Below are 25,967 nucleotides of genomic sequence, written 5' to 3' on the forward strand. Positions count from 1 at the left end.
CCTGTACCGGATGATCAAAAGCAGCCCCGAGGGGCTGCTTTCAACCTTTTCAATCCTGACGGAAGGACGCAACTGGAACGGTGAAACCGCCGTTCAGAGGGATGGTTAGGACCCTACTCGTTATCATCCTCGTGGTCGTGGTCGTGGTCGTGGTCGTGGTCGTGGTCGTGGTCGTGGTCGTGGTCGTGGTCGTGGTCGTGGTCGTGGTCGTGGTCGTGGTCGTGGTCGTCGCCCTCTTCCTCTGAGTGATCATGACCGTGGTCCGCGTCCTCGCTGTCCGCTGCCTGACCGGAGACACCGCTCAGTTCATTCGGCACGACATCAATCTCGGCTTCCTTCCACACGCGCTCGGTTTCGATGTCGACCGCATAGATCTTCTTTTCGCCCGGCGAGGTGACGTAGACGGAGCCGTCGAGCGCGAAGATGGTTGGACGTGGTGCCTGCCAATCCTCGGGTGCCTCCCATGCTGGTATTACCGGAATGGACTTCGCCACCGTTCCAGACTCGATATCGAGTACGTGGATTGCTCCGTCAGTGCCCAGAACAAGGGGAGTGCTATCGGCGTCACGAGCGAAGGATCGGAAGGTGTAACTCGCAGGCAACTCAACGATCTTGAGCGACTTGGAAACGGTGTCGAGAAGGCTGACGCGCTTCACTTCTCCAGATTCTGCTTCAGCTTCGGTCTTGTAGTCGCCAAGAACGATGTGTGACGCGTGTGAACCGCTCTGGGTGCCGATTCGTCCGTCCACATCGGGGCTTTTCACCTTCGTGATGTCGGTGCCGTTGAGAATGACTGTCCCGTCACCACAGCCAACGCTCACGATGTCATCTGCGGCGGTTGCTTCTCCGTGAACATTGGGGCATTCGTTGGTCTCTGCGAGGGTCTCGCCGTCAATGGTTGCGACCTTGACGGTGTTGCGCTGGTCAGAGGTGCCTTCAGTGGTGACGATGCGCCCACCGCCTAGGGGCACGGTGAGGCCGTGGTGCGGTGCAGCAGCGGTGTAGGTGAACTCAGGGTCGCCGTCACCAAATTCTGACGGTTCGAATGCGGTTGTCGTTCCGCTCGCGTCATCGAAGAAGGCGACGAGTCCAGCATGGTTGATCACGTGTCCAGGCGCACCTGCCTCAAGCACGACATCGCTGAGACTGGGTTCCTGAACGTAATAGTGGGAGTGATCGCCGTGTGCTTCTGCCCAGGTCCCAAGGTCGAGCGTTGAGAAGCCCTGTGGGCCTGAGACGGCTAGGTGCCGCCCTGTCCCCGTGTCGTTGAGCCGAAGGAAACCTGCGGCCTCGATGTCCGCGACCTCGTCGAGGGTTGCGGCGTCGTAGATCTTGATGCCGCCGTCATAGGTGACTGCGAGTCTGGCCTTGAGGGTTGCCGATTCTTCTCGAGCGGTGGTGGTTTGTTCCGGTGCAGGCTCGGTAGTGGTTGGTGCCGGGTCGTTGGTGTTGGCTTCGACTTGTTCAGGGCTGGTGCCGGAGCAGGCGGAGGCGCTCAAGGCGATTGCGATGAGGACGGCCAAGGCGGAGCCTGCGCGACGAGTGGTGTTTTTCTTTCCCACAACTCTCCCTTGTAGAATAGGAATCATTATCGTTAGTGAGGGACAAGAATGTCCGACACGATCGATACGACCTTACATCATAATGAGAAGAGTTCTCAATAGTGCCTCGGTGATGGAGGTCACCATGTCAATCTGTAGTGTTCAAGACCAGCGGAAAATAGCGGTTTGTGCGTTGAAATGATGCCTTGCAGGCATCTTGCCAGGTGCTTGTGTTTTGGACTGGTGTCCGAAACCTAGTAGATTGATTGAGGCGTTTGAAGCGCAGTCTGCGGATGTGGCTCAGGGGTAGAGCATCACCTTGCCAAGGTGAGGGTCGCGGGTTCGAATCCCGTCATCCGCTCCAGTTAAAAGGCCCGTGCATTAATACACGGGCCTTTTCCATATCTGGGATGAACATGGCCTAGAGCATGTGGATGATCCAGACCTGCGGCAGATTCCCAACGATCTGTGTGGTTTGCGCCCCAGCGATGTGGGTCTTGGTCTTTTTGCTGATTGGCGACGAAACCCCATCCGCCCAGACTCGTTCCGTTTGTCGGTCTCCGGATAGAACAGAAGGCTTGTTGTCCACGCATGCGTGGACAACAAGCCTTCAGACGGTTTCAGATGTCACTTGAGACCATTGTGGATTGCGCTGATGAGTTCACCATTCGCAGTGTCTCCCGAGAGTTCCCAGAAGAATGCTCCACCAAGGTTCTTGTCGCTTGCGAACTTCGCCTTGTTGGTGATGTCAGCAGGCGTGTCATAGTTCCACCACTCACCGTTGCAGAAGCCGTAAGACGTTCCGGCAATGGAGCCGGTAACAGGGCACTTGGTCTTGAGAACCTTATAGTCCTCAATGCCGGCCTCATCGGAACCCTGGGCGGCTCCAGTGGCGCTACCGCCTGGAGCAGCCTGGGTTACGCCCGTCCAACCGCGTCCATAGAATCCAACGCCAAGCAGGATCTTCTCGGATGGGATACCCAACGAAGTCAGCTTGTTGATGGTGGTCGTGGTGTCAAAGCCCTGTTGAGGGATTCCGTCATACCCGGTCAGCGGCGAGTGCGGTGCTGTCGGGCCATTCTTGTTCCACGCGCCGAAGTAGTCGTACGTCATGGGCATGATGAAGTCGAGATACTCTGCACCGCCCGCGTAGTCCGCGGCTTCGATCTTTCCACCAGGGGTTGCGTCAGCCGCGATGGCCGAGGTGACAATGTCGTCGCCGAACTCAGCGCGGAGTGCTTGGAGGAGTTTGCGGTACGAGTCGAAACCAGAGTCGTCGCAAGTTTCACCGCAAGCGTTTGGGTACTCCCAGTCGATGTCGATGCCATCGAATACATCGGACCAGCGTGGGTCCTCAACGAGGTCGCGGCAGGACTTCGCGAATTTCTCGGGGTTCTTTGAGGCCTCACTGAAACCACCGGACCAAGTCCAGCCACCGAACGACCACAGAACCTTGATGTTGGGGTATTCGGCCTTCAACTTGCGAAGTTGGTTGAAGTTTCCACGGAGTGGTTGGTCCCAGGTGTCGGCAACTCCGTCAATCGACTCGGCAGCCGTGTATGCCTTCTCATAGTCAGCATATGCGTCACCAATGACGCACTCACCGTTCTTTACGTTACCGAATGCGTAGAGGATGTGCGTGAGCTTGTCGGCCGAACCGGAGGTCTTGATGTTCTTCACATGGTAGTTACGCTGGTAAACACCCCAGTTGGTGAAGTAGCCGACAATGCGATCTTCGGTTGCTCCAGGGGTGGAGCCGTTGTCTCCACCTGGGTTGGTGTCGTCATCGCCGGGAGTTGATCCGTTGTCACCATCACCCGGAGTGGTGTCACCGTCCCCGGGAGTCGTCGGTGAGTCTTCGCATGGTCCAAGGTCAACCCACTGGCCCCACGGGCCTGTCGTGTCGGGAGCGGCACCCTGGGTCCACCATTTGGCCTGCCATAGGTGACCCTTGTAGCTCACCTGGTCTCCAGAGGTGTAGACCGCTGCCGGGTCGTATGCCGGTGCGCACGTAGCGCTGCCGCTGTCGCCGTCACCAGGGGTGGAGCCGTTGTCTCCACCTGGGTTGGTGTCGTCATTGCCGGGAGTTGATCCGTTGTCACCATCACCCGGGGTGGTGTCACCGTCGTTTCCGCCGGTTACATTGATGTCGATGCAGTTGTAGAACGCCATCGGAGTGTCGGCAACGTTCCAGCGAGCGAGGATAGTGTGCTTTCCTGCAGGCAAGTTGGTGAGAGTGTGCGAGATGTCGGACGCTGGACGGCCGTTCTGTTCGTATGTTTGGTGGAGTTGTCCGTCAACGAAGTACTCCCACGTGCTGGTGTTGTGCGCGGCGGTGAGCTTCCACTGCACGTTGATCGACGAGCCTACGTTCTTGGCAGGCCATGGCTTTGTGTCGTCGTCCAGGATGTCGTAGCCGGAGCCGCCGGAGCACTGGAGCGAGCCCTTGGGTGCTTCAACGCTCTGCGGCTCGTACTTGATGTCGCCACAGTCGAAGGAAGTGGCACCCTTGGCGCAGTTGTCCTGGCGGCTTGGTGGGTCGGTGACCCAGCCATGCGCGGCTGCGGGGGCAGCAATGATCATCGGGGCGGCGATGAGGAATCCTGTCAGTGCCGCCAGAATGGACTTCTTGGATGTGATGTTCACAGATACTTACTGCTTTCTAGTGTGTGTAGCACGAGTGCTACTGATGTAGATCGCATTGTCGGCTTGTGGCCGACGATCGTTTATGCCGTGCTGGTTCGAACGGCATAGTGATGTCGTGCAACGGGTTGACCTTGCGGACTGCCATTGCTGTGCCTGTCCGGCGCGAAGCCGGTGGGGGAGACGGGCATCTGTGAGGGAGGGGAAGACGAGAGCACTTCGGTTAGTAATGCTTGCTAACAAAAAGCATTCAGCGCAACAGTGTGAAGCGGGTAGTTGGTACCGGGTTGAGGAGACTTATCGTGCCGTTCGTCTCCCCTTTTTCCGATGTTTACGCTGGCAAACTGTTGTGTGGATGCAATCTACCCATGAGGTTTGTGCACTCTGGGGAAAGAGACTGTGTGGGTTAAGGTACCCGTCTGTGGCGGTGCAGTGTTCATTGGATGGCTGGCCTCCCGGGTGGCAAGAGAAAGAGGTTGGACCCGCCGAAGCGGGCCCAACCTCTCAGGACTTACCGAGATGTTGGCCTGTTAGTTGAGTGGACCTAGATCAGCCCACTGTCCCCATTCGCCAGTGGTTCCCGGTGCGGCACCCTGGGTCCACCACTTGGCTTCCCACAGGCGTCCGTTGTGTGTCACACGGTCTCCGCCGAGGTAGACCGCTGCTGGATCGTAGGCTGGAACGCCGGTGTTGTCGTCGCCGCCACCTGGGTTGCCGTCGTCACCTCCACCGTTGTCACCGCCGCCAGGGCCGACCTGGACGTCGATGCAGTTGTAGAACGCCATCGGAGTGTCGGCAACGTTCCAGCGAGCGAGGATAGTGTGCTTGCCCGCAGGGAGATTGGTGAGAGTGTGCGAGATGTCGGACGCTGGACGGCCGTTCTGCTCGTAGACCTGGTGGAGTTGTCCGTCGACGAAGTACTCCCACGTGCTGGTGTTGTGCGCGGCGGTGAGTTTCCACTGGATGTTGACGGATGAACCGACCTGTTTCGTTGGCCATGGACGAGACTCGTCATCGAGAATGTCGAAGCCGGAGCCACCGGAGCACTGGAGCGAGCCCTTGGGTGCCTCAACGCTCTGCGGCTCGTACTTGATGGAGCCACAGTCGAAGGATGTGGCGCCCTTGGCACAGTTGTCCTGGCGGCTTGGTGGGTCGGTGACCCACCCGTGTGCGGCTGCTGGTGCAGCCAGGAACAGAGGCGCTGCGATGAGCAGGCCTGCGGTTGCCGCCACAGCGGACTTCATGGATTTGATGTTCACGGGTTACTGCTTTCTGTTGTGAGTAGCGCGGGCGCTACGGACGTAGATCGCGTTGACAACCGGTCTGGAGCCCTCGCAGAGAGAGCGACCGGTATGACCGTCAAAGGAAGAACGTTGATTGCTTCAATGTTCTTAGTCACGTGCCTCCGCTCATCATTGAGACGGTGGGGGTGGCAAAACCAGCTCGAGGTAAGTGACTCAATCCTGGAGTAAGTAATACTTACACTTACATAAGTAATACTTACTAACGAAAGTCCGCAGGGCAACCGAAGGCTTTGGGGAGATCCCCCCATTGTTGTGAGTTGCGGCACAGAATGGGCCTCCTGTATCTACGCACGTGCCTCAAGATGTCGATCGAGTTGGGAAGTTGAACCTGAGCACATCGCAAAATTCACCTCACTGACCTGCCGAAATCGCGTACGGAGTGAGATAACTTTTGGTGGTGCATACGTGTTGCGTGCACCTTGGACTGAATGGAGAAACACATGGGACTCGACGACCTCGTTAACAAGGCAAAAGACGCTCTTGGCGGCAACGACAAAGATGGCCTTATTGAGAAGGCAAAAGAGCAGTTGACCGACGAGCGTATCGATCAGGTCGCTGACGCCATCAAGAAGGTCACCCCGGACAATATTGATGAGAAGGTCGATCAACTCGCGGAGCAGGCTAAGAAACTCAACGACTAATCTGCTTTTCGACGATTCTTCCAGGTTTTGCTGTCGGCGCGCCTTGGGTGCATGACTGTCCGCTTCTCACCCTTCGGTGAGATAACCGGCAGGTCGGGGTTGTTGGTGCAACTCACGGCTGGTGTGCCTGGAAAACATGAATGAGTCGATAGAATAAGGGAATGTCGCATCAGGCGACATTCCCTTTTCTACTTCTCATAGGAGGACACGATCGTGTCGGACGTCTCTGTATCGCCACCGCAAGTCACATTCAGCCTGGATGGACAGGAGACTACGGTGACGCAGGGAACTACCGGCACCGAGTTGTTCTCGCAGCAGCGCGATGTTGTGGTTCTTCGCGTCAACGGTGAACTCAAGGACCTGTTCCACGTACCCGAAGACGGCGATGTCGTTGAGGGCGTGCTCATCTCCGAGCCAGACGGCCTTGACGTGTTGCGTCACTCTGCGGCGCACGTTCTTGCTCAGGCGGTGCAGAACGTCAACCCAGACGCGAAATTGGGCATTGGCCCGCCAATCCGTGACGGCTTCTACTACGATTTCGACGTTGAGAATCCCTTCACCCCAGAAGACCTGAAGAACCTTGAAAAGCAGATGATGCGCATCATCAAGGAGGGGCAGACCTTCCGTCGCCGCGTCATCACCGATGAGCAGGGTCAACAGGAACTCGCGCACGAGCCGTACAAGATCGAACTCATTGGCTTGAAGGGCAACTCGGAGAACGCTGGCGAAGGCGCTTCGGTCGAGGTTGGTGCGGGTGAACTCACCATTTACGAGAACGTGAAGCGAAACGGCGAGGTGGCGTGGCAGGATCTTTGCCGCGGTCCACACCTGCCGAGCACCAAGCTGATCGGTAATGGCTTCAAGCTCATGCGTTCGGCTGCTGCGTATTGGCGTGGCAGCGAGAAGAACCCGATGCTGCAGCGTGTGTACGGTACGGCGTGGCCAACCAAGGACGAACTGACTGCTCACCTTGATCGTCTGGCTGAGGCGGAGCGCCGTGACCACCGTCGCCTTGGTGCGGAGATGGACCTGTTCTCGTTTCCAGATGAACTCGGTTCGGGCCTGCCGGTGTTCCACCCGAACGGTGCGATGGTTCGTATGGAGATGGAAGAGTACTCGCGCAAGCGCCACGTCCAGGCCGGGTATTCGTTTGTGTCGACCCCGCACATCACCAAGAAGAACCTGTTTGAGACCTCGCGCCACCTCGACTGGTATGCGGACGGAATGTACCCTCCAATGCACCTTGACGAGGAACGCGACGAGGATGGCAACATCAAGCGTGCGGGCCAGGATTACTACCTCAAGCCGATGAACTGCCCGATGCACAACCTGGTGTATCGTTCCCGCGGTCGCTCATACCGTGAACTGCCGCTGCGTTTGTTCGAGTTCGGTACTGTGTATCGCTACGAGAAGTCCGGTGTGGTCCATGGCTTGACCCGTGCGCGCGGGTTCACTCAGGACGACGCCCACATTTACACCACTCGCGAGCAGATGCGTGAGGAACTGAGTTCATTGCTCACGTTCGTGCTTGATCTGCTGCGCGATTACGGTCTGAACGACTTCTACCTTGAACTGTCGACTCGTGACCCGGAGAAATCCGTGGGTGACGACGAAACCTGGGAAGAGGCTACCGAGGTGCTGCGTCAAGTCGCCACCGAATCTGGCCTTGATTTGATAGCCGATCCAGGTGGTGCTGCGTTCTATGGCCCTAAGATCTCGGTTCAGGCGAAGGATGCGATCGGCCGTACCTGGCAACTCTCGACCATCCAGTTGGACTTCTTCGAGCCAGAGCTGTTCGAACTCGAGTACACCGCCGCTGATGGTTCGCGTCAGCGTCCAGTCATGATTCACCGCGCACTGTTCGGTTCGATCGAACGGTTCTTCGGCATCCTGGTGGAGCACTACGCGGGCAACTTCCCGGTGTGGCTCGCGCCGGTCCAGGTGACTGCTATTCCGGTTGCAGAGCCGTTCAACGACTACCTCGCTGACGTTGTGCGTCAACTCAAGGCTGCGGGCGTGCGTGCTCAGTTGGATGACGGATCGGAGCGTTTCCCCAAGAAGATCCGTAACGCTTCGAAGTCCAAGGTTCCATTCACTATCATCGCTGGTGGCGAGGATGCGGAAGCCGGTGCGGTATCGTTCCGCTTCCGTGACGGAAGCCAGGAGAACGGCATTCCGGTTGCGGATGCCATCGCACGGATCGTGAAGGCGATCGAAACGCGCGAACAGGTCTAGTCGTACATCAGGTGGGGTTCGGCATACGCCGGACCCCACCTTTTTGCTTCCCACCTGAAAACTGACGACTATCTTGAGGCTACCCACCCAAAAACCGACGAAACTAGCGATAAAAGATGGGTGATTACGTCAGTTTTCGGGTGGGTAACGGCATCATGTTGGGGAATCTGTTCCCCGCCGGAAGTAGAGGCAAGAAAGTGCCGCAGAAGTGAGTCACACCCTGCGACAATTGAAGAGACGCTCAACAAGCAGCAAGCAAGGAGGCCCACGTGGACGGTGTGCAGGAATCGGGACGATACGTTGGCGAGCCGGATGGACTAAACCGCCTGTGGACACCTCACCGCATGGCCTATGTGGGCGGCGAGAACAAGCCCAAGGACTCCTCGCAGGATCAGTGTCCGTTCTGTGTCATCCCATCCAAGAGCGACGAGGACGGACTCGTGGTTGCGCGGGGTGATCTCGCCTATGTTGTGTTGAACCTCTACCCCTACAACTCGGGGCATCTGATGATTGTGCCCTTCGAGCATGTCTCGATGTACAGCGAGATCTCGAACGCGGTCATGGTGGAGATGGGGGAGTTGACGCAGCGGGCCATGCACGCCTTGCAACGCGCTATGAGTCCGAGTGGTTTCAACATCGGTATGAATCAGGGCGAGGCCGGTGGTGCTGGAATCGCCGCGCACCTGCACCAGCATGTGGTTCCGCGATGGATCGGGGACTCGAACTTCTTTCCGATCATCGGGCAGACCAAGGCCATGCCTGCGCTGCTTGCGAATACGAGGGTGCAACTCGCGGACGTGTGGGAGTAACCGTGTTGGCGCAGGGTGCCGAGGGAACGTCGTCGATCCGGGGCTCTTTATTGACGACGATGGGGCTGGGTTCAATGAGAACCCAGCCCCATCGTGGTTGGGTGGGTGTGGGCGTGCAACCATCGCCGTGAACTCCATGCCGCGGTGTCATCCCACAGAATGATTTTGGCCGTTTTCAACCCTGAAATTGGGGCGCTGGGCTGTCCTTTGCGTTTCGGCGTCAGTGGGATAAGGCAAGATAGAGTGGTGCCGAGTCCGGCACGCGATCGATGGGAGAGACGGTAGTGCTCAGTCACCTGCGTGGAGCAATGGGGAAGTTGTTTTCTCCGCTCGCGAGATTCCTGCTGAAAATCGGAGTCGGCCCGGACGCTGTGACCATCGCAGGGACGATCGCGGTTGTGGTCGCTGCTCTGTGGGCCTTCCCAACCGGACACCTCGTGACAGGGTCGCTGCTTATCGGTCTGTTCGTCTTCACTGATTCACTCGACGGAACGATGGCCCGTATGCAGGGGCGCGAGGGGGTGTGGGGGGCCTATCTTGACTCGACGCTCGACCGCCTCGCTGATGCCGCGATCTTCGGGGGGCTCGCACTTTACTTTGTCTTCCAGGTTGATGGCCCGAATTCCACTGCGGGGCTATTGGCAGCCCTGGCAACGTTGAGTTTCGCTTTCTTTGTTTCGTACGCCCGCGCGCGGGCCGAAGGCCTTGGCCTTGACGGGAACGTCGGCTTTGTCGAACGCTCCGAGCGTCTCCTGATTGGCCTGCTCGCTACCTGTGCGGCAGGTTTGTTCGCCCAGGACCTGATCCTGATCATTGCGCTGTGGCTGGTCGTTGCCGGTTCGTTCGCCACGTTCGTTCAGCGGATGCTGCATGTGCGCAAGCAGTCATACGTTGCATCCAAAGGGGCAAACTGATGGCCTTCAACGCGTTCGGCTTTGCATGGAAGCACGCCTATAAGATCCCTGGCCCTATCCTGCGAGGCTTGCTCAACGTTGCGGCCGATGTGACCTGGCTGTTGCATAACGGTGGCGTGCACCAACTGGAAAAGAACCTCCAGCGGGTCCGTCCAGACCTCACACCAAAGCAGGTACGTGCCCTCTCGCGTCCTGCAATGCGTTCCTATCTGCGCTATTTCGGTGAGGCCTTCGTACTCACCCACGCCAGTGAGGAACAGGTGAGACATCGCGTGAGAGCCGTGAATGACGGGCCTGTCGTCGCTGCAATCGCGGCGGGTAAGAGCCCTGTCCTTGCACTGTCGCATCAGGGTAACTGGGACCTCGCTGGGGTGTGGGCCTCCGCTCACCTCAACCCGGTGTTGACCGTGGCTGAACGGCTTAAGCCGGAAGAGGTGTTCCAAGACTTCGTTACCTTCCGGGAAGCTCTCGGCATGACCATTCTTGCGGCTGGTGACTCTGGCGTGTTTCGGGAACTGCTGAGGGCCGCCAATGGGCCGGGACGCTTGATCTGTCTTCTCGCGGACCGTGATCTCTCGGCTTCCGGTATCGAGGTTGACCTGTTTGGACGTCGAGCTCGGGTCGCCGCTGGTCCTGCTGCTCTCGCTGTCGGCTCGAAGACCCCGCTCATCCCGGCGAGCATTCACTACGAGAGAATCACGGGGGAGCGGCGCAGACATGCAGGTAGCCCGTGGGGTATCGTCATCACTTTCCATCCTGAGGTGGAGGTAGACCGGACGCTTCCAAAAACCGAGCAGGTCGCGGCCGCAACGCAGGGCTGGGTCGATGCACTCGCGCAGACCATTCACGCTCACCCACAGGACTGGCACATGCTGCAAAAGGTTTTCATAGAAGACCTCGACCCAGAACGTTATGCCCGCACGCTAGCGAAGGAATCTCATGGATAGGCGCAAACTGCGCGTTGGAATCGTCTGCCCGTACTCATTCGACGCACCGGGCGGTGTGCAGTTCCATATCCGCGACCTGGCTGAAGCGCTCATGGAGCAGGGGCATCACGTGTCTGTGCTCGCGCCAGCCGACGAGGGCACTGAGATTCCCGATTACATCACTTCCGGTGGCAAGGCGCTGCCCATTAAGTACAACGGTTCGGTTGCGCGGCTGACCTTTGGTCCCCGTGCAGCCGGGCGAGTACGTCGCTGGCTCAAGGAGGGGCAATTCGATATCCTGCACCTTCACGAGCCGATGACGCCATCGCTGTCGATGCTTGCGCTGTGGAACGCCCGCGGTCCGATTGTGGGCACTTTTCATACCGCCTTGATTCGCTCGCGGGCCCTGCAGTTTGTGTATCCGATGGTTCGTCCGTCGCTTGAGAAGTTTTCCGCCCGCATCGCTGTCTCCGAGGATGCGCGCCGCACGCTGATCGATCACCTCGGCGGCGATGCAATTGTCATCCCCAACGGCGTGTATGTGGACGCTTTCGCGTCTGCGCAACCTGATGACCGTTGGACGGGAACCAAAGAAGCACCCACGATCGCGTTCCTCGGTCGTCTTGACGAACCGCGCAAGGGGTTGCAGGTTCTCACAGCCGCAATACCGGGTGTGCTCAAACGATTCCCTGGAGCTCGCTTCCTTGTCGCGGGACGGGGGGATGAGGGCAAGGCCCTCGCCCTCGAAACGCTCGGTGAGTTGGCGTCCAGCGTGGAGTTCCTGGGTGGGATTTCCGACGAGGAGAAGGCCGCGCTGCTCTCTTCCGTTGACCTGTACATAGCTCCGCAAACGGGCGGTGAGAGCTTTGGTATCGTGCTCGTTGAAGCGATGAGCGCTGGGGCAGTCGTCGTGGCATCCAATCTTGGTGCCTTTGAACGGGTGCTCGACTACGGGCGTGCAGGCTTCATGTTCACCAACGGTGACGGCGACGATCTGGCACGTCAGATCATTCTCGCCCTTGAGAACCCCGAAGCGCGCGCTGCAAAGGCTGCTGCCGCAACCGAGTTTGTGCAGCAGTTCGACTGGTCGCAGGTGACGGCTAAGGTTTTGACCGTGTACGAGATGGTTCTCTCTGCCTCTGCCGCGCTTGGACAGGTCGAAGTGGATTCGTCCCAACAGGTCAGGGAGGCCAGCTGATGCTGTGGTCTGAAGTCGCCATCATCGTCATTGCCGTCGTCGCCCTCGTCGTATGGTTCGCGCTCGTGACAGCGCGCCGACTTGACCGGCTCCACCGCAAGGTGGTCTCCTCTCGTCTAGCGCTCGACTCACAGTTGTTGCGCCGCGCCTCGGCCACTCACGAACTCGCGAGCTCGGCCGTGCTTGATCCCGTGAGTTCTGTTCTACTTGCGGAGACCTCAAAGGCGGTCATGGGAACCGACGCAGACGGCGATCAGGAACTGCTCACCGCTGTGCCAGATCTCTCGGAACTCGTTGTCGCGCACAGGCAGCGCACGGCCTCCGAACCAGCGCCCCGGCTTGCCGTCTTGCAGGCGCTCGATGCGGGCCTTGGGACTGAACGCGAGGCGCGCGAGAGTGCTCTGACCGCAGTCGTGGAGGAGATCCTAGAGTCACCAGAGGATACTGCGGGACTCTATCAAGACCCCTACGCAGCCGAACTGCTCGAGGCGATCTCTGGTGCCTGGTATCGAGTGCAGATTGCGCGGCGATTCCACAACGAATCAGTCCTGCAGGCACAGCGTGTGCGTTCGAAGCGTTGGATTCGTCTGTTCCGGATCGCGGGTTATGCACCCATGCCGCACACCGTCGAATTCGATGACGGATGGCCCGCAGGGCTCAAGCAACCGAACGCGACCCTTCCGCTGGGCGGCGTATCGTGAGCCCTCGGCCACGTGAACGGCATGCAGCACGGGTTCTTATCCTTGATGAGTTAGACCGTATTCTGCTTGTCAAAGGTCATGATGCTGATCGCCCGGAACGTCAGTGGTGGTTCACCATTGGTGGTGGTTTAGAGCCCGGTGAGACCTCGCGCACCGCTGCGGCACGAGAAGCATGTGAAGAAACGGGCCTCAATATCCATCCGTCGGCTCTCATCGGTCCGGTCCTGCAACGTTCAGCCATCTTCGACTTTGACGCTGAGCATGTGCTGCAGCACGAGGAGTTCTATCTCGCGCGCATCCATTCAAGCGCAGCCCTGTCACGCGCTGGCTGGACGGAACTCGAGAAGAGCTTCGTCGACGACCTGCGTTGGCTCACCATCGACGAACTCGATCACGCTGAGATTGAGGTTTTCCCGCGCGAATTGGCTCGGCTCGTCGCCAACCTAAAAAATGGCTGGGATGGCACTCTTATCACTCTGGGACTTGAGGTTGATCAGGCCAGTTTGGCTCAAGATTAAGTGCAAGCACACACGCATCACAGTGAGCCGCGAGCCTAAAGTGCAACCGCACGCCCCAAGAACCGGTAAAATTCTAAGCAATTGTGTTGGCGGGACATGCCGAAGCTCAACAGCCCCTTGAACCAAATGGGGTTGGGGCGAGCCTAAAACTGGACCGGTGTTAGACCGCCCACACCAGCCACCGACGTCAACACAACAAGGAGTCCACGTCCATGTCAGGTCACTCCAAATGGGCCACTACCAAGCACAAGAAAGCGGCAATCGACGCAAAGCGTGCCAAATCCTTTGCCAAGCTCATCAAGAACATTGAAGTAGCGGCGCGTTTGGGCGGTGCTGACATCAGCGGAAACCCAGCCCTCGATCTTGCTGTTACCAAGGCCAAGAAGACTTCGGTTCCCAACGACAATATCGACCGGGCGATCAAGCGTGGCGCTGGACTCATTGAGGGTGGCGCTGATTATCAGACCATCATGTACGAGGGCTACGCACCGGGCGGAATCGCCGTACTCGTAGAGTGCCTCACCGACAACAAGAACCGTTCCGCCGCAGACGTACGTGTTGCCTTCACCCGTTCCGGCGGACAGATGGCAGACCCAGGTTCGGTCGCATACATGTTCTCCCGCAAAGGCCAGTTCATCGTGCCAAAGGGCGATATGACCGAGGACGACCTCATGATGGTCGTGCTTGACGCAGGCGCTGAAGAGATCACCGATGAGGGTGAGAGCTTCGAGATCATCTGCGAGCCAAGCGACACTGTGGCAGTACGCGAAGCCCTCAGGGAAGCCGGTATCGAAAACGACGACGAGTCTATCTGGTATCCCGCGACTCGAATCGACGTTGACGTTGACGGCGCGAAGAAGGTGTTCCGCCTGATTGACGCACTTGAAGATTCCGATGATGTCCAGAACGTCTACGCAAACTACAACGTGCCGCAGGACGTTGCCACTCAGCTCGAAGCAGAAGACTAAGAAATACCCATGCGCGTACTGGGGGTAGACCCGGGATTGACCCGGTGCGGAATCGGCATTGTCGATTCCGCACCCGGTCGACGCGCATCGCTCGTGGCTGTCGGCGTCCTGCGTTCCTCGCCAGAACTCACCGTTGACATGCGGCTACTCACGATTTCACAGGAACTCGACCAGTGGCTCGATGCCCATGTCCCTGACGTTGTCGCAATCGAGCGGGTGTTCGCGCAGAACAACGTCTCGACCGTGATGGGTACCGCCCAAGTCGCCGGACTGGCGATGGTCGCGGCAGCGAAGCGGGGTCTGCCCGTCGCGATGCACACGCCATCCGAGGTCAAAGCAGCAGTCACCGGGAGCGGCGGTGCTGAAAAGGCTCAGGTACAGAAGATGGTGGCGAACATCCTTGGCCTGGGCGAGCTCCCAAAGCCAGCGGATGCCGCAGATGCCCTGGCCATCGCCATCACGCAGCTATGGCGGCCTGCCGGAATGCTCGACAAGGCCGAACGCTACCAGATGACGCCCGCTCAACGGCAGTGGGCAGCCGCCGAGCAGGCGGCGCGCAAGGCGCGCGGCGTCCGCTAGTTCTCGTGCGGCATTACGTGGCTGGGGACGGCTGGGACGTTTGATTGACGACGAACTGGACTGTTCGTCGGAAATGGACGCCTTGGAAGGGCGGCTGGAATAGCGTGTGGCGTGCCGCAAGAACCAGCGGGAAACTTGATAGTGTCATTCGTACAAACGTTCTAAAAGGCTGATTCGAGTTCATTAGATGATTGCTTCGCTCACCGGAACCGTTGCGACGGTACGGCTCAACTCCGCGGTACTCGACGTCAACGGCGTGGGATACCTTGTCCATGCGACCCCGAACACGCTTATGAGTCTGCGGACCGGGGAGAAGGCGACTCTTGCAACGCAGATGGTCGTGCGCGAAGACTCTATGACGCTTTACGGCTTCAAAGACGCCGATGAGCGCGAGGTCTTTGAGATCGTCACCACGGTTTCGGGCGTTGGACCACGTCTCGCCCTCGCCATGCTCGCCGCTCACTCAGCCGACACCATTCGCTCTGCCGTGAACTCACAGGACGTGAATGTTCTGACCCGCGTCCCTGGTATCGGACCCAAGGTCGCGCAGCGTATCCTGCTGGAACTGCAGGGAAAAATGCACGCACCGGTCACCATAGCCGATGTGGGAGGGCCTGCTCCGGAGGCTGTCACTGATGAACGCGCACAGGTCATCGAGGCTCTCGTGTCATTGGGGTGGAGCGTCAAAGCCGCAGAAGACGCCGTCGCCGTTGTGCTCAAGGATCGTGGCGAGACGGTTGTTGTCGCAACCGCTGTGCCCGCAACCCTGCGTGGCGCTCTTAAAGTGCTAGGTGGACAACATGGCTGATCAGCTCGACCCAGAGCAGACCGGGGCCGAGGGATACGCGGTTGGCTCCTCGGAGTTCGATGCATCCGGGTTTGACCGACTGACCTCCTCAGGTGCTTCCGACATCGAGCGGGCCGCCGAAGCCGCATTGCGCCCTCGATCACTCGATGACTTCGTGGGTCAACGGGTCGTGCGAGACCAACTCTCGCTCGTGCTCGACGCGGCGAAAGGTCGCGGCGCAGCACCGGATCACGTGCTGCTCTCTGGTCCACCCGGACTTGGGAAGACAACACTCGCGATGATTATCGCCGCCGAACTCGGCGTATCACTGCGCGTGACCTCTGGACCCGCGATTCAACACGCCGGTGACCTCGCTGCCGTGCTCTCGTCGCTTGACGAGGGCGAGGTGCTGTTCATTGATGAGATTCACCGTCTTGCCCGTCCCGCCGAGGAACTTCTCTACGTTGCCATGGAGGATTTTCGTGTCGATGTAGTTGTGGGCAAGGGCGCGGGTGCCAGCGCGATTCCGTTGTCTTTGCCACGCTTCACCGCAGTGGGAGCGACCACCCGTGCAGGGCTGTTGCCCGCACCGCTCCGCGATCGCTTCGGGTTCACCGGACACCTCGATTTCTACGAGGCAACCGATCTCGTGCGGGTCGTGACACGATCGGCTGGTCTGCTTGGGGTGGACATCGAGCCGGAAGCCGCCTCAGAGATCGCCTCGCGTTCCCGCGGCACACCCCGCATCGCCAACCGTCTACTGCGCCGTGTCCGTGACTGGGCGCAAGTTCGTGGAGACGGCAAACTCAACCTCGCCGCCGCACGTGCCGCACTTGAGGTGTACGAGGTGGACCCACGCGGCCTTGACCGCCTTGACCGCGCCGTCCTCACCGCACTGTGCACCCGGTTCGGGGGAGGACCGGTCGGGTTGTCCACCCTGGCCATCACGGTGGGTGAGGAACCCGAGACCGTTGAGACAGTCGCCGAACCCTTCCTTGTCCGCGAGGGATTGATGGGTCGAACTCCACGGGGCCGTGTTGCGACTCTTGAAACGTGGCGACACCTTGGGCTCGTACCACCGGCGGATACGACCACCTAAGTTTTCTGACACAGGAGTCTCAGCGGCTCTGACCTCACTGCGCGGTTCTCAGGGTTTGCGCGATAATGGGAACTTGCGCGTCCTCCTGCACGTTCACGCTAAAGGTCCTCAGACAGAAAGTTAGGTGTGTTTTAATGCCAGATCCGATTTTGATTATCATGCTGGTCCTGGTCGTCGGTATGTTCTGGTTCACCGGGCGCAATGCGCGCAAACGCCAGAAAGAGATGGCTGACCTGCGTGAATCTCTTCAGCCAGGGCTGCAGGTCATGACTGCATCGGGGTACGTGGGAACCGTCGTATCGGTTGACGGCGACCTGGTCACCCTCGAATCAGAGGATGGCGCACGCACCAAGTGGGTAGCCGCCGCGATTGCCAAGCCATACGAGGCAAGCCCTGCAGTTGGAACAGTGGAGACTGCGGCAAGCCCCGAGGATGCCCCTCAGGGATCTGCCACAACCGGCTTTGTGGTTCCTGACAACATTTCCTCGCTCATCACCAAACCAGGTGACGACCCGGCAGCAGGCTTCAACGACTCGAAGTCCACCAGGGAAGACAAAACCGACGAAAACAAGTAAACCGGCTCTCGGAATATGAATGCAGCGCGCGACAGAGGTAGCATTTCTGTGGCGCGTTGCGCATGTACGGAACTTTACGGACCGTGGCCCTCCAACTGAGGGCCACATTTATGAGAAGAGACAAAGTTGGCTACCACCAACACGAAGACACGAGGCCGTTGGCGCTCGCTCATCGGTCTATTCGTTGTCATGCTGGTCATGCTCGGATCGGTCTTTGCGGGAACCAAGTGGTCAGACGCCACCTGGACCCCGAAACTCGCCCTTGACCTCGAGGGTGGAACACAGGTCATCCTCCAGGCGGTCACCACCAACAACGAGTCTGTCAGCGCAGAGGACATCAATCAGGCGATCGAGATCATTCGCCAGCGCGTCGACTCCTCTGGTGTTGCGGAGGCGGAGATCACCAGCCAGGGCGGTCAAAACATCGTTGTCGCCCTACCCGGTCGACCAAGCCAAGCCACGCTCGACCTTGTCCGTGAAGCCGCGCAAATGCAGTTCCGTCCCGTTCTCTACTTTGACTCCCCAGAAGCAGTGGATATTGAAGACCCCGAGAGCGATGCTGACGTTGATGTAGAAGAGCCAACCGATGAGGCTACATCGCCAGAAGGCGAAGACTCGGCACCATCAGACGACAACTCAGTTGAAGAAAGCGGAAACGCTGAAGACGAATCCACCTCTGACGCGGTAGAGACCGAAGACGCCTCGGCAGAGGAACAGGACGGAACGGACACCCAAGACGCCGTTGAACAGTCAGAACCCCAGGACGCCTCCGATTTAGCCTGGATCACCGATGAGTTGCTCGAAGAGTTCTATGCACTCGACTGCACCGACCCTGCTAACCTTACCGGCGGCGGTGGTCTCAAAGACCCAGAGAATCCCGTCATCGCCTGTGACATGGATGGTGAGGCCAAGTACATCCTCGGTCCAATGGAAATTCCCGGCTCTGACATCGCATCAGCCTCGTCGGGTATGCAACTTAACCAGCAGGGACAGCCAATCGGTGGCTGGAAGGTCGACCTCAAGTTCAACAAGGAGGGTGGCGACAGGTTCGCGGAAGTGACCACCCGTCTCTCCAGTCTTCCCGACTACAGCACGTGGTTGTCCAACCCAACGGCCAGCGCGCCGAACATGTTCGCGATGGTGCTCGACAACCTTGTCATCTCCGCACCAAGCGTGAGCAACCCAATCCTTGATGGACAGGCAGAGATCTCTGGAAACTTCACAAACGAGTCCGCCAATCAGTTGGCCTCGCAGTTGAACTTCGGTGCTCTGCCGCTGACCTTCGAGGTTCAGAGCGAGGAGACAATCTCCGCAACCCTCGGTTCCGAGCAGTTGGCGAAGGGCCTGTTGGCCGGTTTGATCGGTCTGCTGCTCGTCGTGGTCTCGATGTTTGTGCTCTACCGTTTCCTCGGCACAGTGACCGTTGCATCCCTTGCCATCGCCGCCGCTCTCACGCTGCTGTCGCTCATGCTGCTGTCCTGGCTGCAGGGCTATAGGCTCTCGCTACCCGGTGTCGCCGGTATCATCGTCGCTATCGGTATCACCGCGGACTCGTTCATCGTCTACTTCGAACGTATTCGCGATGAATTACGTGATGGCCGAAACCTTGAAAGCGCGGTCGAGGTTGGTTGGGATCGCGCACGACGGACAATCCTTGCATCCGATGCAGTGAACATCATTGCCGCCGTCGTACTGTACTTCTTGGCAGTTGGTGGCGTGCGTGGATTCGCGTTCACACTGGGTCTGACCACATTGATTGACCTGGTTGTCGTGTTCTTCTTCACCTACCCGGTCATGCGTCTGCTTGCACGCACGAAGTTCTTCGGCCAGGCCCACAAGTGGTCCGGGTTCCACCACTCCAGCCTTGGACTCGACGGTCCGCGGTATGTGGGCCGCGGACGTGTGGCTGTTCCCGCAAAGAAGTCAGCCCCAGTCCAGTACAACGAGGACGGCACACGCATGACGCTCGCACAGCGTAAGGCAGCCGAACGCGCCGCCGCCAACACCGAGACCGCATCGCAGTCCGCGCGCAAGGATGGAGAAGCCTGATGGCAAGGAACTGGGCAAAGTGGGGGCACGACCTCTACACGGGCGACAAGTCCTACAACATCGTTGGTGGACGCCGTCGGTACTACATCATCGCGCTTGTTGCGGTTGTGCTGAGTATCGCGGTCATCGGTGTGCGAGGCATCAACCTCGGTATTGAGTTCCGTGGCGGATCGCAGTTCACCGTGACCAACGCCTCGACAACTGACCAGCACCCCGCAATCGATGCGATTCAGTCTGTGAAGGCGGACGAGGTGCCCCGCGTGTCAGCGCTTGGATCATCTAGCATCCGTGTGCAGACTGCACAGTTGAACGATGAGGAGGTGACAGCGGCTCGCGCTGCCCTCGCCGATGCCTACGACGTCAGTGATGATGACGTTGCAAGCTCCTTCGTCGGGCCGACCTGGGGCCAGGACGTATCGAAGAAGGCAGCCACCGGTCTAGTCGTCTTCCTACTGATCGTCATGGTCGTGATGTCGCTGTACTTCCGTGCGTGGCGTATGGCAGCCGCTGCAATCATCGCGCTGTTCCACGATCTGATTGTGACGGTCGGGTTGTACGCGCTGGTCGGCTGGGAAGTCTCACCGGCAACCGTGATCGGCCTGCTGACCATTCTCGGGTACTCGATCTATGACACTGTCGTGGTGTTTGACAAGGTCCGTGAGAACACCGAAAACATCACGGAGCAGCACCTGCACACCTACGGTGAACAGGCGAACCTGGCGGTGAACCAGACCCTGGTTCGCTCGATCACCACGTCGCTGACGAGCCTATTGCCGGTTGGTGGAATTCTGTTCATCGGTGCCTTCCTGCTCGGAGCAGGCACGCTGCGTGACATCGCGCTATCCCTGTTTATCGGTATGGCGGTGGGCGCCCTGTCCTCCATCTTCCTGGCCACACCGCTTGAAGTGTCGCTACGCATGCGTGATCCAAAAATCGCGCAGCACACCGAGGAAGTCCTTGCCATCCGTGCGAGCGGCCACACCACCCCAGTCGGCTCGGATCCGCAGACCCCAGCTCAGGTTGCGGTAGCGACCGGTAAGGTAACGGCGGGTCAGCATCTTGGCAATCGGGCGCAGCCGAAGCGGAAGCGCAAGTAGGAGCGGAGACTGACATGACCTCGCAAGAGTCGAGCACCTTGGCCGCTGAGATCCGTCCGTTCATTCGGGATCTACCCGACTATCCGAGCTCGGGTATCACGTTCCGGGACATCACGCCGTTGCTTGCCGACCCGACAGCCTTCAGTCGCACGATCGAAGGGCTGGCCGGTTTGGTGCCGGACGATACTGACTTCATCGCCGGGATGGAGGCGCGCGGTTTCATGTTCGGTGCGGCACTCGCACACCATCTCGGAATTGGATTTGTTCCAATCCGGAAGGCGGGAAAACTTCCCCCACCCGTGAAGTCCTACACCTACGATCTGGAATATGGACAGGCGACCGTTGAACTTCGGGACGGCACTGTGCCGGAAGGATCGCGGGTGGTTCTGCTCGATGACGTGCTCGCAACCGGAGGTACCGCGCAGGCCGGTGCAGCTCTTCTTGAACATAACGGAGCGCAGGTCACCGACCTAATCTTTGTGATGGAACTTGATGGCCTGGGTGGGCGAAAGGTTCTGGAAGGGCGAGCCGTGTCAGCGTTGCTGGCCGTATAGTCCTAGAATTGGGATCCTAGGAATATTCGCGGGCTGTAAGGTGTTGGCCTGTGAACTTGAAAGATCTTGATTGAGGGAGGCACTTATGTCTGGGGAAAACGAGAAGACAGCGGTGCCTCCCTCAAGCACGTCCGGGGGTGCTACGGCCACTCAGACTCCCGAATCGACGCCTGTTCCATCGGTGACTGAAACCGTTGACTCTTCAACCGTCCCGGTCAGCGGTGCTGGACGTGTGCGTTCTCGCTTCGGAAGATTTGGGGCACGTCACGCGGTGGGTACTCCCGCGCTTGAACCGCTTCTCTCCGCGCTGAAGAAGAACCATCCCAAGGCCGATGTCGCGATTATCGAGCGCGCTTACTCCACAGCGGAGCGAGCGCACCGTGGGCAGATGCGCAAAAGCGGCGATCCATACATCACCCACCCGGTGGCTGTCGCCACGATCCTTGCCGAACTGGGCATGACGCCTCCAACCCTAGCGGCTGCACTGCTGCACGACACGGTTGAGGACACCCCGTATTCGCTTGCGCAACTCACCAAAGACTACGGTGAGGAGATCGCCCTGTTGGTCGATGGGGTCACCAAATTGGACAAGGTCCAGTACGGGGACGCTGCCCAGTCAGAGACCGTCCGCAAGATGGTCATCGCGATGGCCAAAGACATCCGCGTGCTCATGATCAAACTTGCTGACCGCCTGCACAACGCACGCACCTGGAAATTCGTGCCGCAGGCCTCTGCCTCTAAGAAGGCTCGCGAGACCCTTGAGATTTACGCTCCACTCGCTCACCGTCTCGGCATGAACACCATCAAGTGGGAACTCGAGGATCTCTCGTTTCAAACCCTTTACCCGAAGGTGTATGAGGAGATCGTTCATCTCGTCGCGGAGCGCGCTCCCGCCCGTGAAGAGTTCTTGAGCGTTGTTCGTGAGCAGATCATTGCTGACCTGAAGGCGGCGAGGATCAAAGCGACGGTGACGGGCCGGCCAAAGCACTACTACTCGATCTACCAGAAGATGATCGTGCGTGGTCATGAGTTCGCGGACATCTACGACCTGGTGGGTACCCGCATTCTGGTGGATACGGTTGGAGACTGTTACTCGGTTCTTGGTGCGATCCATTCGCGCTGGAATCCGGTGCCTGGGCGCATCAAGGACTACATCGCGATGCCCAAGTTCAACATGTACCAGTCCCTGCACACTACCGTCATCGGTCCCAACGGAAAACCCGTCGAGATCCAGATCCGTACCCACGCGATGCACCGCCGAGCAGAGTACGGTGTCGCGGCGCACTGGAAGTATAAGGAAGGACCAAGCGCTCCTTCCGGTGGTGCCAATGACATGCAGTGGCTGCGCCAACTGGTTGAATGGCAGCGCGAGACCTCGGATCCATCAGAGTTCTTGGACTCTCTGCGATACGAGATCGGCGGCAACGAGGTCTTCGTGTTCACTCCCAAGGGTGATGTGCAGGCACTACCTCAAGGCTCAACCCCCGTTGACTTCGCGTACTCAGTGCACACCGAGGTTGGCCACCGTACGATGGGCGCTCGCGTCAACGGACGTTTGGTGCCGCTCGACTCAAAACTCGAAAACGGCGACGTCGTTGACATTCTGACCTCAAAGGCGCAATCTGCTGGTCCTTCGCGTGACTGGCTCGCCTTTGTCAAGAGCGGCCGCGCCCGGAACAAGATCCGTCAGTGGTTCCAGAAGGAACGCCGTGAGGAGGCAATTGAAACGGGTCGCGAGCAGATCGCCAAGGCTATGCGTAAGCAGAACCTGCCGTTTCAACGCCTGCTTTCGCAGGAGGCTATTCTCGCAACAGCCAATGACATGCGCTATGCCGATGTCTCGGCACTGTATGCCGCTGTGGGCGAGGGACAGGTCTCCGCGGCCAACGTTGTCTCAAAGCTTGTGCAGACGATGGGTGGCTCCGATGCCAATCAGGAAGACCTCGCTGAGGTCGCGCTACCTGGCAAGAGTCCGCGACGTACCCGCTCCGGGGACCCCGGCGTAGTAGTCAAGGGCGTCGACGACATCTGGGTCAAACTCGCCAAGTGCTGTACGCCGGTTCCAGGCGACAAGATTGTTGGTTTCATTACCCGCGGTCAGGGTGTCTCTGTGCACCAAGAGGACTGCATCAATGTTGAACAGTTGCGTCAGCAGCCGGAACGCATGGTCGAGGTGGAGTGGACCAGCGGCGCCAACACAATGTTCCTCGTGCAGATTCAGGTTGAGGCGATTGACCGTGCTCGACTGCTATCGGATGTAACGCGCGTCCTTTCGGATTCGCACGTGAACATCCTGTCGGCGAGCGTGTCCACATCCTCGGATCGTTTGGCTATCTCACGTTTCGCGTTCGAGATGGCAGAGCCATCGCATCTTCAGTCGGTACTCAATGCGGTACGTCGTATTGAGGGTGTCTTCGATGTCTACCGTATTACCGGCACCAAGATCGGATAGTTCAGTCCAAGATCCTCTGATGTGTATTCTGGGCTGGTGATCCGCAGCCTTCCGTAGTGTAGGACCTGCTTTGGGTGTACTCGGCGTACGAGTCCACGAAGGTGTTTTCCCTGTGGACGAGGTTCGTAGCGCTGGTAGTACACCGTGAAGCGAGTGGGTTGTGGTCCACCTTCGTAAACCCAGCGTGCGCCCTCACGTGCGACTACTCCCATGCCTCGGGTGCGCTGTAGCGCGATTGCGATCCGCAGTTCGAATGAGTCCGGTTCTTCGTGGGCGCAGGCAAGCCCTGATGCCACCTCGCGTAGTTCGGTACGTGCGATCATGGCACGGTAGTTGATGCGCCCACCGACATCCTCTGGCGTGTAGAGCGGAACCTCCCAACTTTCTGGCTCGCGTGCACCCGAGGTATTCACGCTCATGCATTTTTTGATCTGAGCCCATGATTTCTCGGCACCGGGATGTCTGATGCTCCAGGGGAGTGGCCGAAGGCTGGTATCAAGGTGGAAGATGCTGCTCATTGTTCTCTCGCGGAAGTGTGTCTGGCGCTGTGCAGGTCTGGACCAGTGGGTTAACTGGCGTTCTCTAAGTCTTCCGTAATTGAGCAGCAAAAAGGAGGCGATGGCACCAACTGTGGATAACTGGTGCCATCGCCTCCTGGGAAGGAATCAGCCTCGGGCTTCTTCAGCAGCCTTGGCGACCTGTTCGAGCCAGGCACGGCGTGCCGCGATGGACTCGGTGAGTTCCTTGGCCTTGCGGTCGTTGCCTGCTGACTGAGCGGCAGCGAGTTCCGACTCAAGTCCCTCGATTGCGGCCTCGAGCTGGGCGAGTGCACCTTCAGCGCGTGCACGGGTCTCTGGGTTTGTGCGCTCCCACTTCTCCTGCTCGGCGTCGCGGATAGCGTTCTCGACTGCCCGCAGGCGACCCTCAATGCGGTTCATGTCGTTACGTGGAACGTGTCCGACCTGTTCCCATTCGTCTTGGATCTCGCGCAGAGCGTTCTTTGCCGCCACGATGTCGGTCACCGGGAGGATCGCCTCAGCCTTTGCGGCCAGTTGTTCCTTGATGGTGAGGTTTGCCGCGTACTCGGCATCCACAGCGGCGTTTGCCTGCTCGCGGGCAGCAAAGAACACATCCTGTGCGCCACGGAAACGTGTCCATAGAGCATCGTCATCCTTGCGGTTTGCGCGGCCTGCCTGCTTCCAACGCGCCATGAGGTCTCGGTAAGCTGCTGCGGTCGCACCCCAGTCGGTCGAGGTCGAAAGGGCCTCGGCCTCTGCAACGAGGGCTTCTTTGGCAGCTTTGGCCGCCGCATTCTGCTTCTCAAGTTCAGCGAAGAAGTGGCGACGCTCGCGGTCAAAAGTCGTGCGAGCGTGGCTGAATCGCTTCCACAGTGCGTCTTCGACTGGCTTGTCGAGCCGTGGTCCTGAGCGTTGCGCTTCCTTCCACTTCTCGAGCAGGCCCCGTAGTTCTTCACCGGCTGGACGCCACTGGATCTTCTGCGGGTCGGTTGCCGCGATCTTCTCTGCCGCCTCAACGATTGCGGTCCGTGACTCAAGTGCCACAGCCTTGGCAGCGACACGGGCCTGCTCGATTTCAGCGCGCCGGGTCTTGGCTACCTCTTCTAGTGCTGCGACTCGGTTGCGCAGGAGAGGGAGGTCGCCGACTGCGGCTGGTTCTGAGGTCTCCTCCTGTAGCTTCTTGAGCGTTGAGTCGATTTCCTTGATTGGCAGTTCGGTCGTGGTCAGACGGGTCTCGAACAGGCCGATCTTTGCATCGAGGTCAAGGTAGCGGCGAATGTAGAGGTTAAGTGCCTCTTCTGCCGTTGCGTCTGGGAACTGCCCGACCACGCGTTCTGTCCCACCATCGGTGACGTAAACGGTTCCGTCTGCGTCAACGCGACCAAACGCCGAGGCAGCGGCGATTGCTGCGGCTTCGGCTGCGGTGGGTACGGGAGCCGGTGCCACCGGAGCCGCGGGCTTGATCGCCGTTGGCTTTGGCTTTACCGGAGTTGGTGCCGCGGACTGCTCCGGTGCGGCGGACTCCACTACGTTTGTCTGCTCTGCTGCAACCTCTGCGTCGCCATCGTTGGCGGCGGCTTGTGGTTGTGGGTTCTCAGTCATTGGCACTTAACTCCTTATAGGTAGTGGCGGATACCCAAGTGCGTGAAGGTATCCGTCAGCGACTGCTTGCGGCGAAGTGTTCGTTGCAAGCGCTCATGCGCGTGTTGGCGCGACTCTACTAACTGTAGAGCCAAACGGAGGCGGAGACCGCTGTTTCATCACAATATTGCCGAATCGAAATCATATTTTTGCCTTATGGGTGAAATTTCGCCCGCTCATGGTCATTTTGGAAGCGATTATGGGCAGGAAACTCACAG

Annotated in this window: 23 protein-coding genes and 1 tRNA gene; 19 read left to right on the plus strand and 5 right to left on the minus strand. The window is 59.0% G+C overall.

All coding sequences use genetic code 11. From position 1 onward, the window contains the following. Positions 1-113: 113 nt before the first annotated feature. Positions 114-1,562: a hypothetical protein gene (locus tag ACFSYH_RS02360; protein ID WP_377464876.1), complete on the minus strand. Its 1,449-nt coding sequence runs from the start codon at positions 1,560-1,562 to the stop codon at positions 114-116. 268 nt (positions 1,563-1,830) lie between these two features. Here ACFSYH_RS02360 and ACFSYH_RS02365 point away from each other — a divergent pair. After that, positions 1,831-1,905: transfer RNA gene (locus ACFSYH_RS02365), tRNA-Gly, on the plus strand. Between the two features lie 263 nt (positions 1,906-2,168). Here ACFSYH_RS02365 and ACFSYH_RS02370 read toward each other — a convergent pair. Beyond that, a complete protein-coding gene (locus ACFSYH_RS02370) occupies positions 2,169-4,187 on the minus strand; it encodes a glycosyl hydrolase family 18 protein (protein WP_377464877.1) in 2,019 nt (672 codons plus the stop codon). A 527-nt stretch (positions 4,188-4,714) separates the two neighbouring features. Then, a complete protein-coding gene (locus tag ACFSYH_RS02375) occupies positions 4,715-5,443 on the minus strand; it encodes a lytic polysaccharide monooxygenase (protein WP_377464878.1) in 729 nt (242 codons plus the stop codon). Positions 5,444-5,928: 485 nt separating this feature from the next. On the opposite strand from ACFSYH_RS02375, the gene ACFSYH_RS02380 reads away from it, so the two are divergent. From ACFSYH_RS02380 to ACFSYH_RS02465, 18 genes are all read left to right on the plus strand, one after another. After that, the gene (locus ACFSYH_RS02380) at positions 5,929-6,129 is read left to right on the plus strand and encodes a hypothetical protein (RefSeq protein ID WP_377464879.1); all 201 of its coding nucleotides are present in this window, start codon (positions 5,929-5,931) and stop codon (positions 6,127-6,129) included. Between the two features lie 276 nt (positions 6,130-6,405). Then, the gene (gene thrS, locus ACFSYH_RS02385; RefSeq protein ID WP_377464880.1) at positions 6,406-8,364 is read left to right on the plus strand and encodes a threonine--tRNA ligase; all 1,959 of its coding nucleotides are present in this window, start codon (positions 6,406-6,408) and stop codon (positions 8,362-8,364) included. Positions 8,365-8,633: 269 nt separating this feature from the next. Further along, complete coding sequence (locus ACFSYH_RS02390; protein WP_377464881.1) at positions 8,634-9,173, plus strand: HIT family protein; 540 nt, start codon at positions 8,634-8,636, stop codon at positions 9,171-9,173. 269 nt (positions 9,174-9,442) lie between these two features. Next, a complete protein-coding gene (pgsA, locus tag ACFSYH_RS02395) occupies positions 9,443-10,087 on the plus strand; it encodes a phosphatidylinositol phosphate synthase (protein ID WP_377464882.1) in 645 nt (214 codons plus the stop codon). Then, entirely contained in the window at positions 10,087-11,034 is a 948-nt protein-coding gene (locus tag ACFSYH_RS02400; RefSeq protein ID WP_377464883.1) for a phosphatidylinositol mannoside acyltransferase, read from the plus strand. Before pgsA ends, ACFSYH_RS02400 begins: the two co-directional genes overlap by 1 nt. Continuing rightward, the gene (locus ACFSYH_RS02405) at positions 11,027-12,211 is read left to right on the plus strand and encodes a glycosyltransferase family 4 protein (RefSeq protein WP_377464884.1); all 1,185 of its coding nucleotides are present in this window, start codon (positions 11,027-11,029) and stop codon (positions 12,209-12,211) included. Before ACFSYH_RS02400 ends, ACFSYH_RS02405 begins: the two co-directional genes overlap by 8 nt. Next, on the plus strand, positions 12,211-12,912 hold the full coding sequence (locus tag ACFSYH_RS02410; protein ID WP_377464885.1) for a hypothetical protein: 702 nt from the start codon (positions 12,211-12,213) through the stop codon (positions 12,910-12,912). Before ACFSYH_RS02405 ends, ACFSYH_RS02410 begins: the two co-directional genes overlap by 1 nt. Then, positions 12,909-13,430, plus strand: a complete 522-nt coding sequence (locus ACFSYH_RS02415) for an NUDIX hydrolase (RefSeq protein WP_377464886.1) — start codon at positions 12,909-12,911, stop codon at positions 13,428-13,430. Before ACFSYH_RS02410 ends, ACFSYH_RS02415 begins: the two co-directional genes overlap by 4 nt. 212 nt (positions 13,431-13,642) lie before the next feature. Continuing rightward, entirely contained in the window at positions 13,643-14,398 is a 756-nt protein-coding gene (locus ACFSYH_RS02420) for a YebC/PmpR family DNA-binding transcriptional regulator (RefSeq protein ID WP_377464887.1), read from the plus strand. 9 nt (positions 14,399-14,407) lie between these two features. Continuing rightward, positions 14,408-14,977, plus strand: a complete 570-nt coding sequence (gene ruvC / locus ACFSYH_RS02425) for a crossover junction endodeoxyribonuclease RuvC (RefSeq protein ID WP_377464889.1) — start codon at positions 14,408-14,410, stop codon at positions 14,975-14,977. Positions 14,978-15,164: 187 nt separating this feature from the next. Next, a complete protein-coding gene (gene ruvA / locus ACFSYH_RS02430; RefSeq protein ID WP_377464891.1) occupies positions 15,165-15,785 on the plus strand; it encodes a Holliday junction branch migration protein RuvA in 621 nt (206 codons plus the stop codon). Further along, positions 15,778-16,863: a Holliday junction branch migration DNA helicase RuvB gene (ruvB, locus tag ACFSYH_RS02435; protein WP_377464892.1), complete on the plus strand. Its 1,086-nt coding sequence runs from the start codon at positions 15,778-15,780 to the stop codon at positions 16,861-16,863. The genes ruvA and ruvB overlap by 8 nt, the downstream gene beginning before the upstream one ends. Before the next feature lie 134 nt (positions 16,864-16,997). Continuing rightward, positions 16,998-17,438: a preprotein translocase subunit YajC gene (yajC, locus tag ACFSYH_RS02440; RefSeq protein ID WP_377464893.1), complete on the plus strand. Its 441-nt coding sequence runs from the start codon at positions 16,998-17,000 to the stop codon at positions 17,436-17,438. A 126-nt stretch (positions 17,439-17,564) separates the two neighbouring features. Next, positions 17,565-19,487, plus strand: a complete 1,923-nt coding sequence (gene secD, locus ACFSYH_RS02445; RefSeq protein ID WP_377464894.1) for a protein translocase subunit SecD — start codon at positions 17,565-17,567, stop codon at positions 19,485-19,487. Continuing rightward, positions 19,487-20,584 (plus strand): protein translocase subunit SecF, encoded by a 1,098-nt coding sequence (gene secF / locus ACFSYH_RS02450; RefSeq protein WP_377464895.1) that lies wholly within the window; start codon positions 19,487-19,489, stop codon positions 20,582-20,584. Before secD ends, secF begins: the two co-directional genes overlap by 1 nt. A gap of 14 nt (positions 20,585-20,598) precedes the next feature. After that, positions 20,599-21,138 (plus strand): adenine phosphoribosyltransferase, encoded by a 540-nt coding sequence (locus tag ACFSYH_RS02455; RefSeq protein ID WP_377464896.1) that lies wholly within the window; start codon positions 20,599-20,601, stop codon positions 21,136-21,138. Continuing rightward, positions 21,077-21,208, plus strand: a complete 132-nt coding sequence (locus ACFSYH_RS02460; RefSeq protein WP_377464897.1) for a zinc finger domain-containing protein — start codon at positions 21,077-21,079, stop codon at positions 21,206-21,208. Before ACFSYH_RS02455 ends, ACFSYH_RS02460 begins: the two co-directional genes overlap by 62 nt. Positions 21,209-21,223: 15 nt before the next feature. Then, positions 21,224-23,590, plus strand: a complete 2,367-nt coding sequence (locus tag ACFSYH_RS02465; RefSeq protein WP_377464898.1) for a RelA/SpoT family protein — start codon at positions 21,224-21,226, stop codon at positions 23,588-23,590. Here ACFSYH_RS02465 and ACFSYH_RS02470 read toward each other — a convergent pair. Both ACFSYH_RS02470 and ACFSYH_RS02475 read right to left on the minus strand, forming a co-directional pair. Continuing rightward, positions 23,560-24,009, minus strand: coding sequence for a hypothetical protein (locus tag ACFSYH_RS02470; RefSeq protein ID WP_377464899.1), 450 nt, complete (start codon positions 24,007-24,009; stop codon positions 23,560-23,562). The genes ACFSYH_RS02465 and ACFSYH_RS02470 overlap by 31 nt on opposite strands. Before the next feature lie 246 nt (positions 24,010-24,255). Then, entirely contained in the window at positions 24,256-25,710 is a 1,455-nt protein-coding gene (locus ACFSYH_RS02475) for a DUF349 domain-containing protein (RefSeq protein ID WP_377464900.1), read from the minus strand. Positions 25,711-25,967: the final 257 nt, after the last annotated feature.

Origin of the sequence: Populibacterium corticicola, from assembly GCF_042683685.1 — a bacterium.
Lineage (GTDB): Bacteria > Actinomycetota > Actinomycetes > Actinomycetales > Cellulomonadaceae > Timonella > Timonella corticicola.

Bases quoted from the DNA above. Each gene is read 5' to 3' on its own strand.
- ruvB (WP_377464892.1), top strand. From the start codon at position 15,778: ATGGCTGATCAGCTCGACCCAGAGCAGACCGGGGCCGAGGGATACGCG.
- ACFSYH_RS02460 (WP_377464897.1), top strand. From the start codon at position 21,077: ATGGCCTGGGTGGGCGAAAGGTTCTGGAAGGGCGAGCCGTGTCAGCGT.
- ruvC (WP_377464889.1), top strand. From the start codon at position 14,408: ATGCGCGTACTGGGGGTAGACCCGGGATTGACCCGGTGCGGAATCGGC.
- ACFSYH_RS02405 (WP_377464884.1), top strand. From the start codon at position 11,027: ATGGATAGGCGCAAACTGCGCGTTGGAATCGTCTGCCCGTACTCATTC.
- yajC (WP_377464893.1), top strand. From the start codon at position 16,998: ATGCCAGATCCGATTTTGATTATCATGCTGGTCCTGGTCGTCGGTATG.
- ACFSYH_RS02475 (WP_377464900.1), bottom strand. From the start codon at position 25,710: ATGACTGAGAACCCACAACCACAAGCCGCCGCCAACGATGGCGACGCA.
- pgsA (WP_377464882.1), top strand. From the start codon at position 9,443: ATGGGAGAGACGGTAGTGCTCAGTCACCTGCGTGGAGCAATGGGGAAG.
- ACFSYH_RS02455 (WP_377464896.1), top strand. From the start codon at position 20,599: ATGACCTCGCAAGAGTCGAGCACCTTGGCCGCTGAGATCCGTCCGTTC.
- secF (WP_377464895.1), top strand. From the start codon at position 19,487: ATGGCAAGGAACTGGGCAAAGTGGGGGCACGACCTCTACACGGGCGAC.
- ruvA (WP_377464891.1), top strand. From the start codon at position 15,165: ATGATTGCTTCGCTCACCGGAACCGTTGCGACGGTACGGCTCAACTCC.
- ACFSYH_RS02410 (WP_377464885.1), top strand. From the start codon at position 12,211: ATGCTGTGGTCTGAAGTCGCCATCATCGTCATTGCCGTCGTCGCCCTC.
- ACFSYH_RS02420 (WP_377464887.1), top strand. From the start codon at position 13,643: ATGTCAGGTCACTCCAAATGGGCCACTACCAAGCACAAGAAAGCGGCA.
- ACFSYH_RS02470 (WP_377464899.1), bottom strand. From the start codon at position 24,009: ATGAGCGTGAATACCTCGGGTGCACGCGAGCCAGAAAGTTGGGAGGTT.
- ACFSYH_RS02380 (WP_377464879.1), top strand. From the start codon at position 5,929: ATGGGACTCGACGACCTCGTTAACAAGGCAAAAGACGCTCTTGGCGGC.
- ACFSYH_RS02465 (WP_377464898.1), top strand. From the start codon at position 21,224: ATGTCTGGGGAAAACGAGAAGACAGCGGTGCCTCCCTCAAGCACGTCC.
- ACFSYH_RS02400 (WP_377464883.1), top strand. From the start codon at position 10,087: ATGGCCTTCAACGCGTTCGGCTTTGCATGGAAGCACGCCTATAAGATC.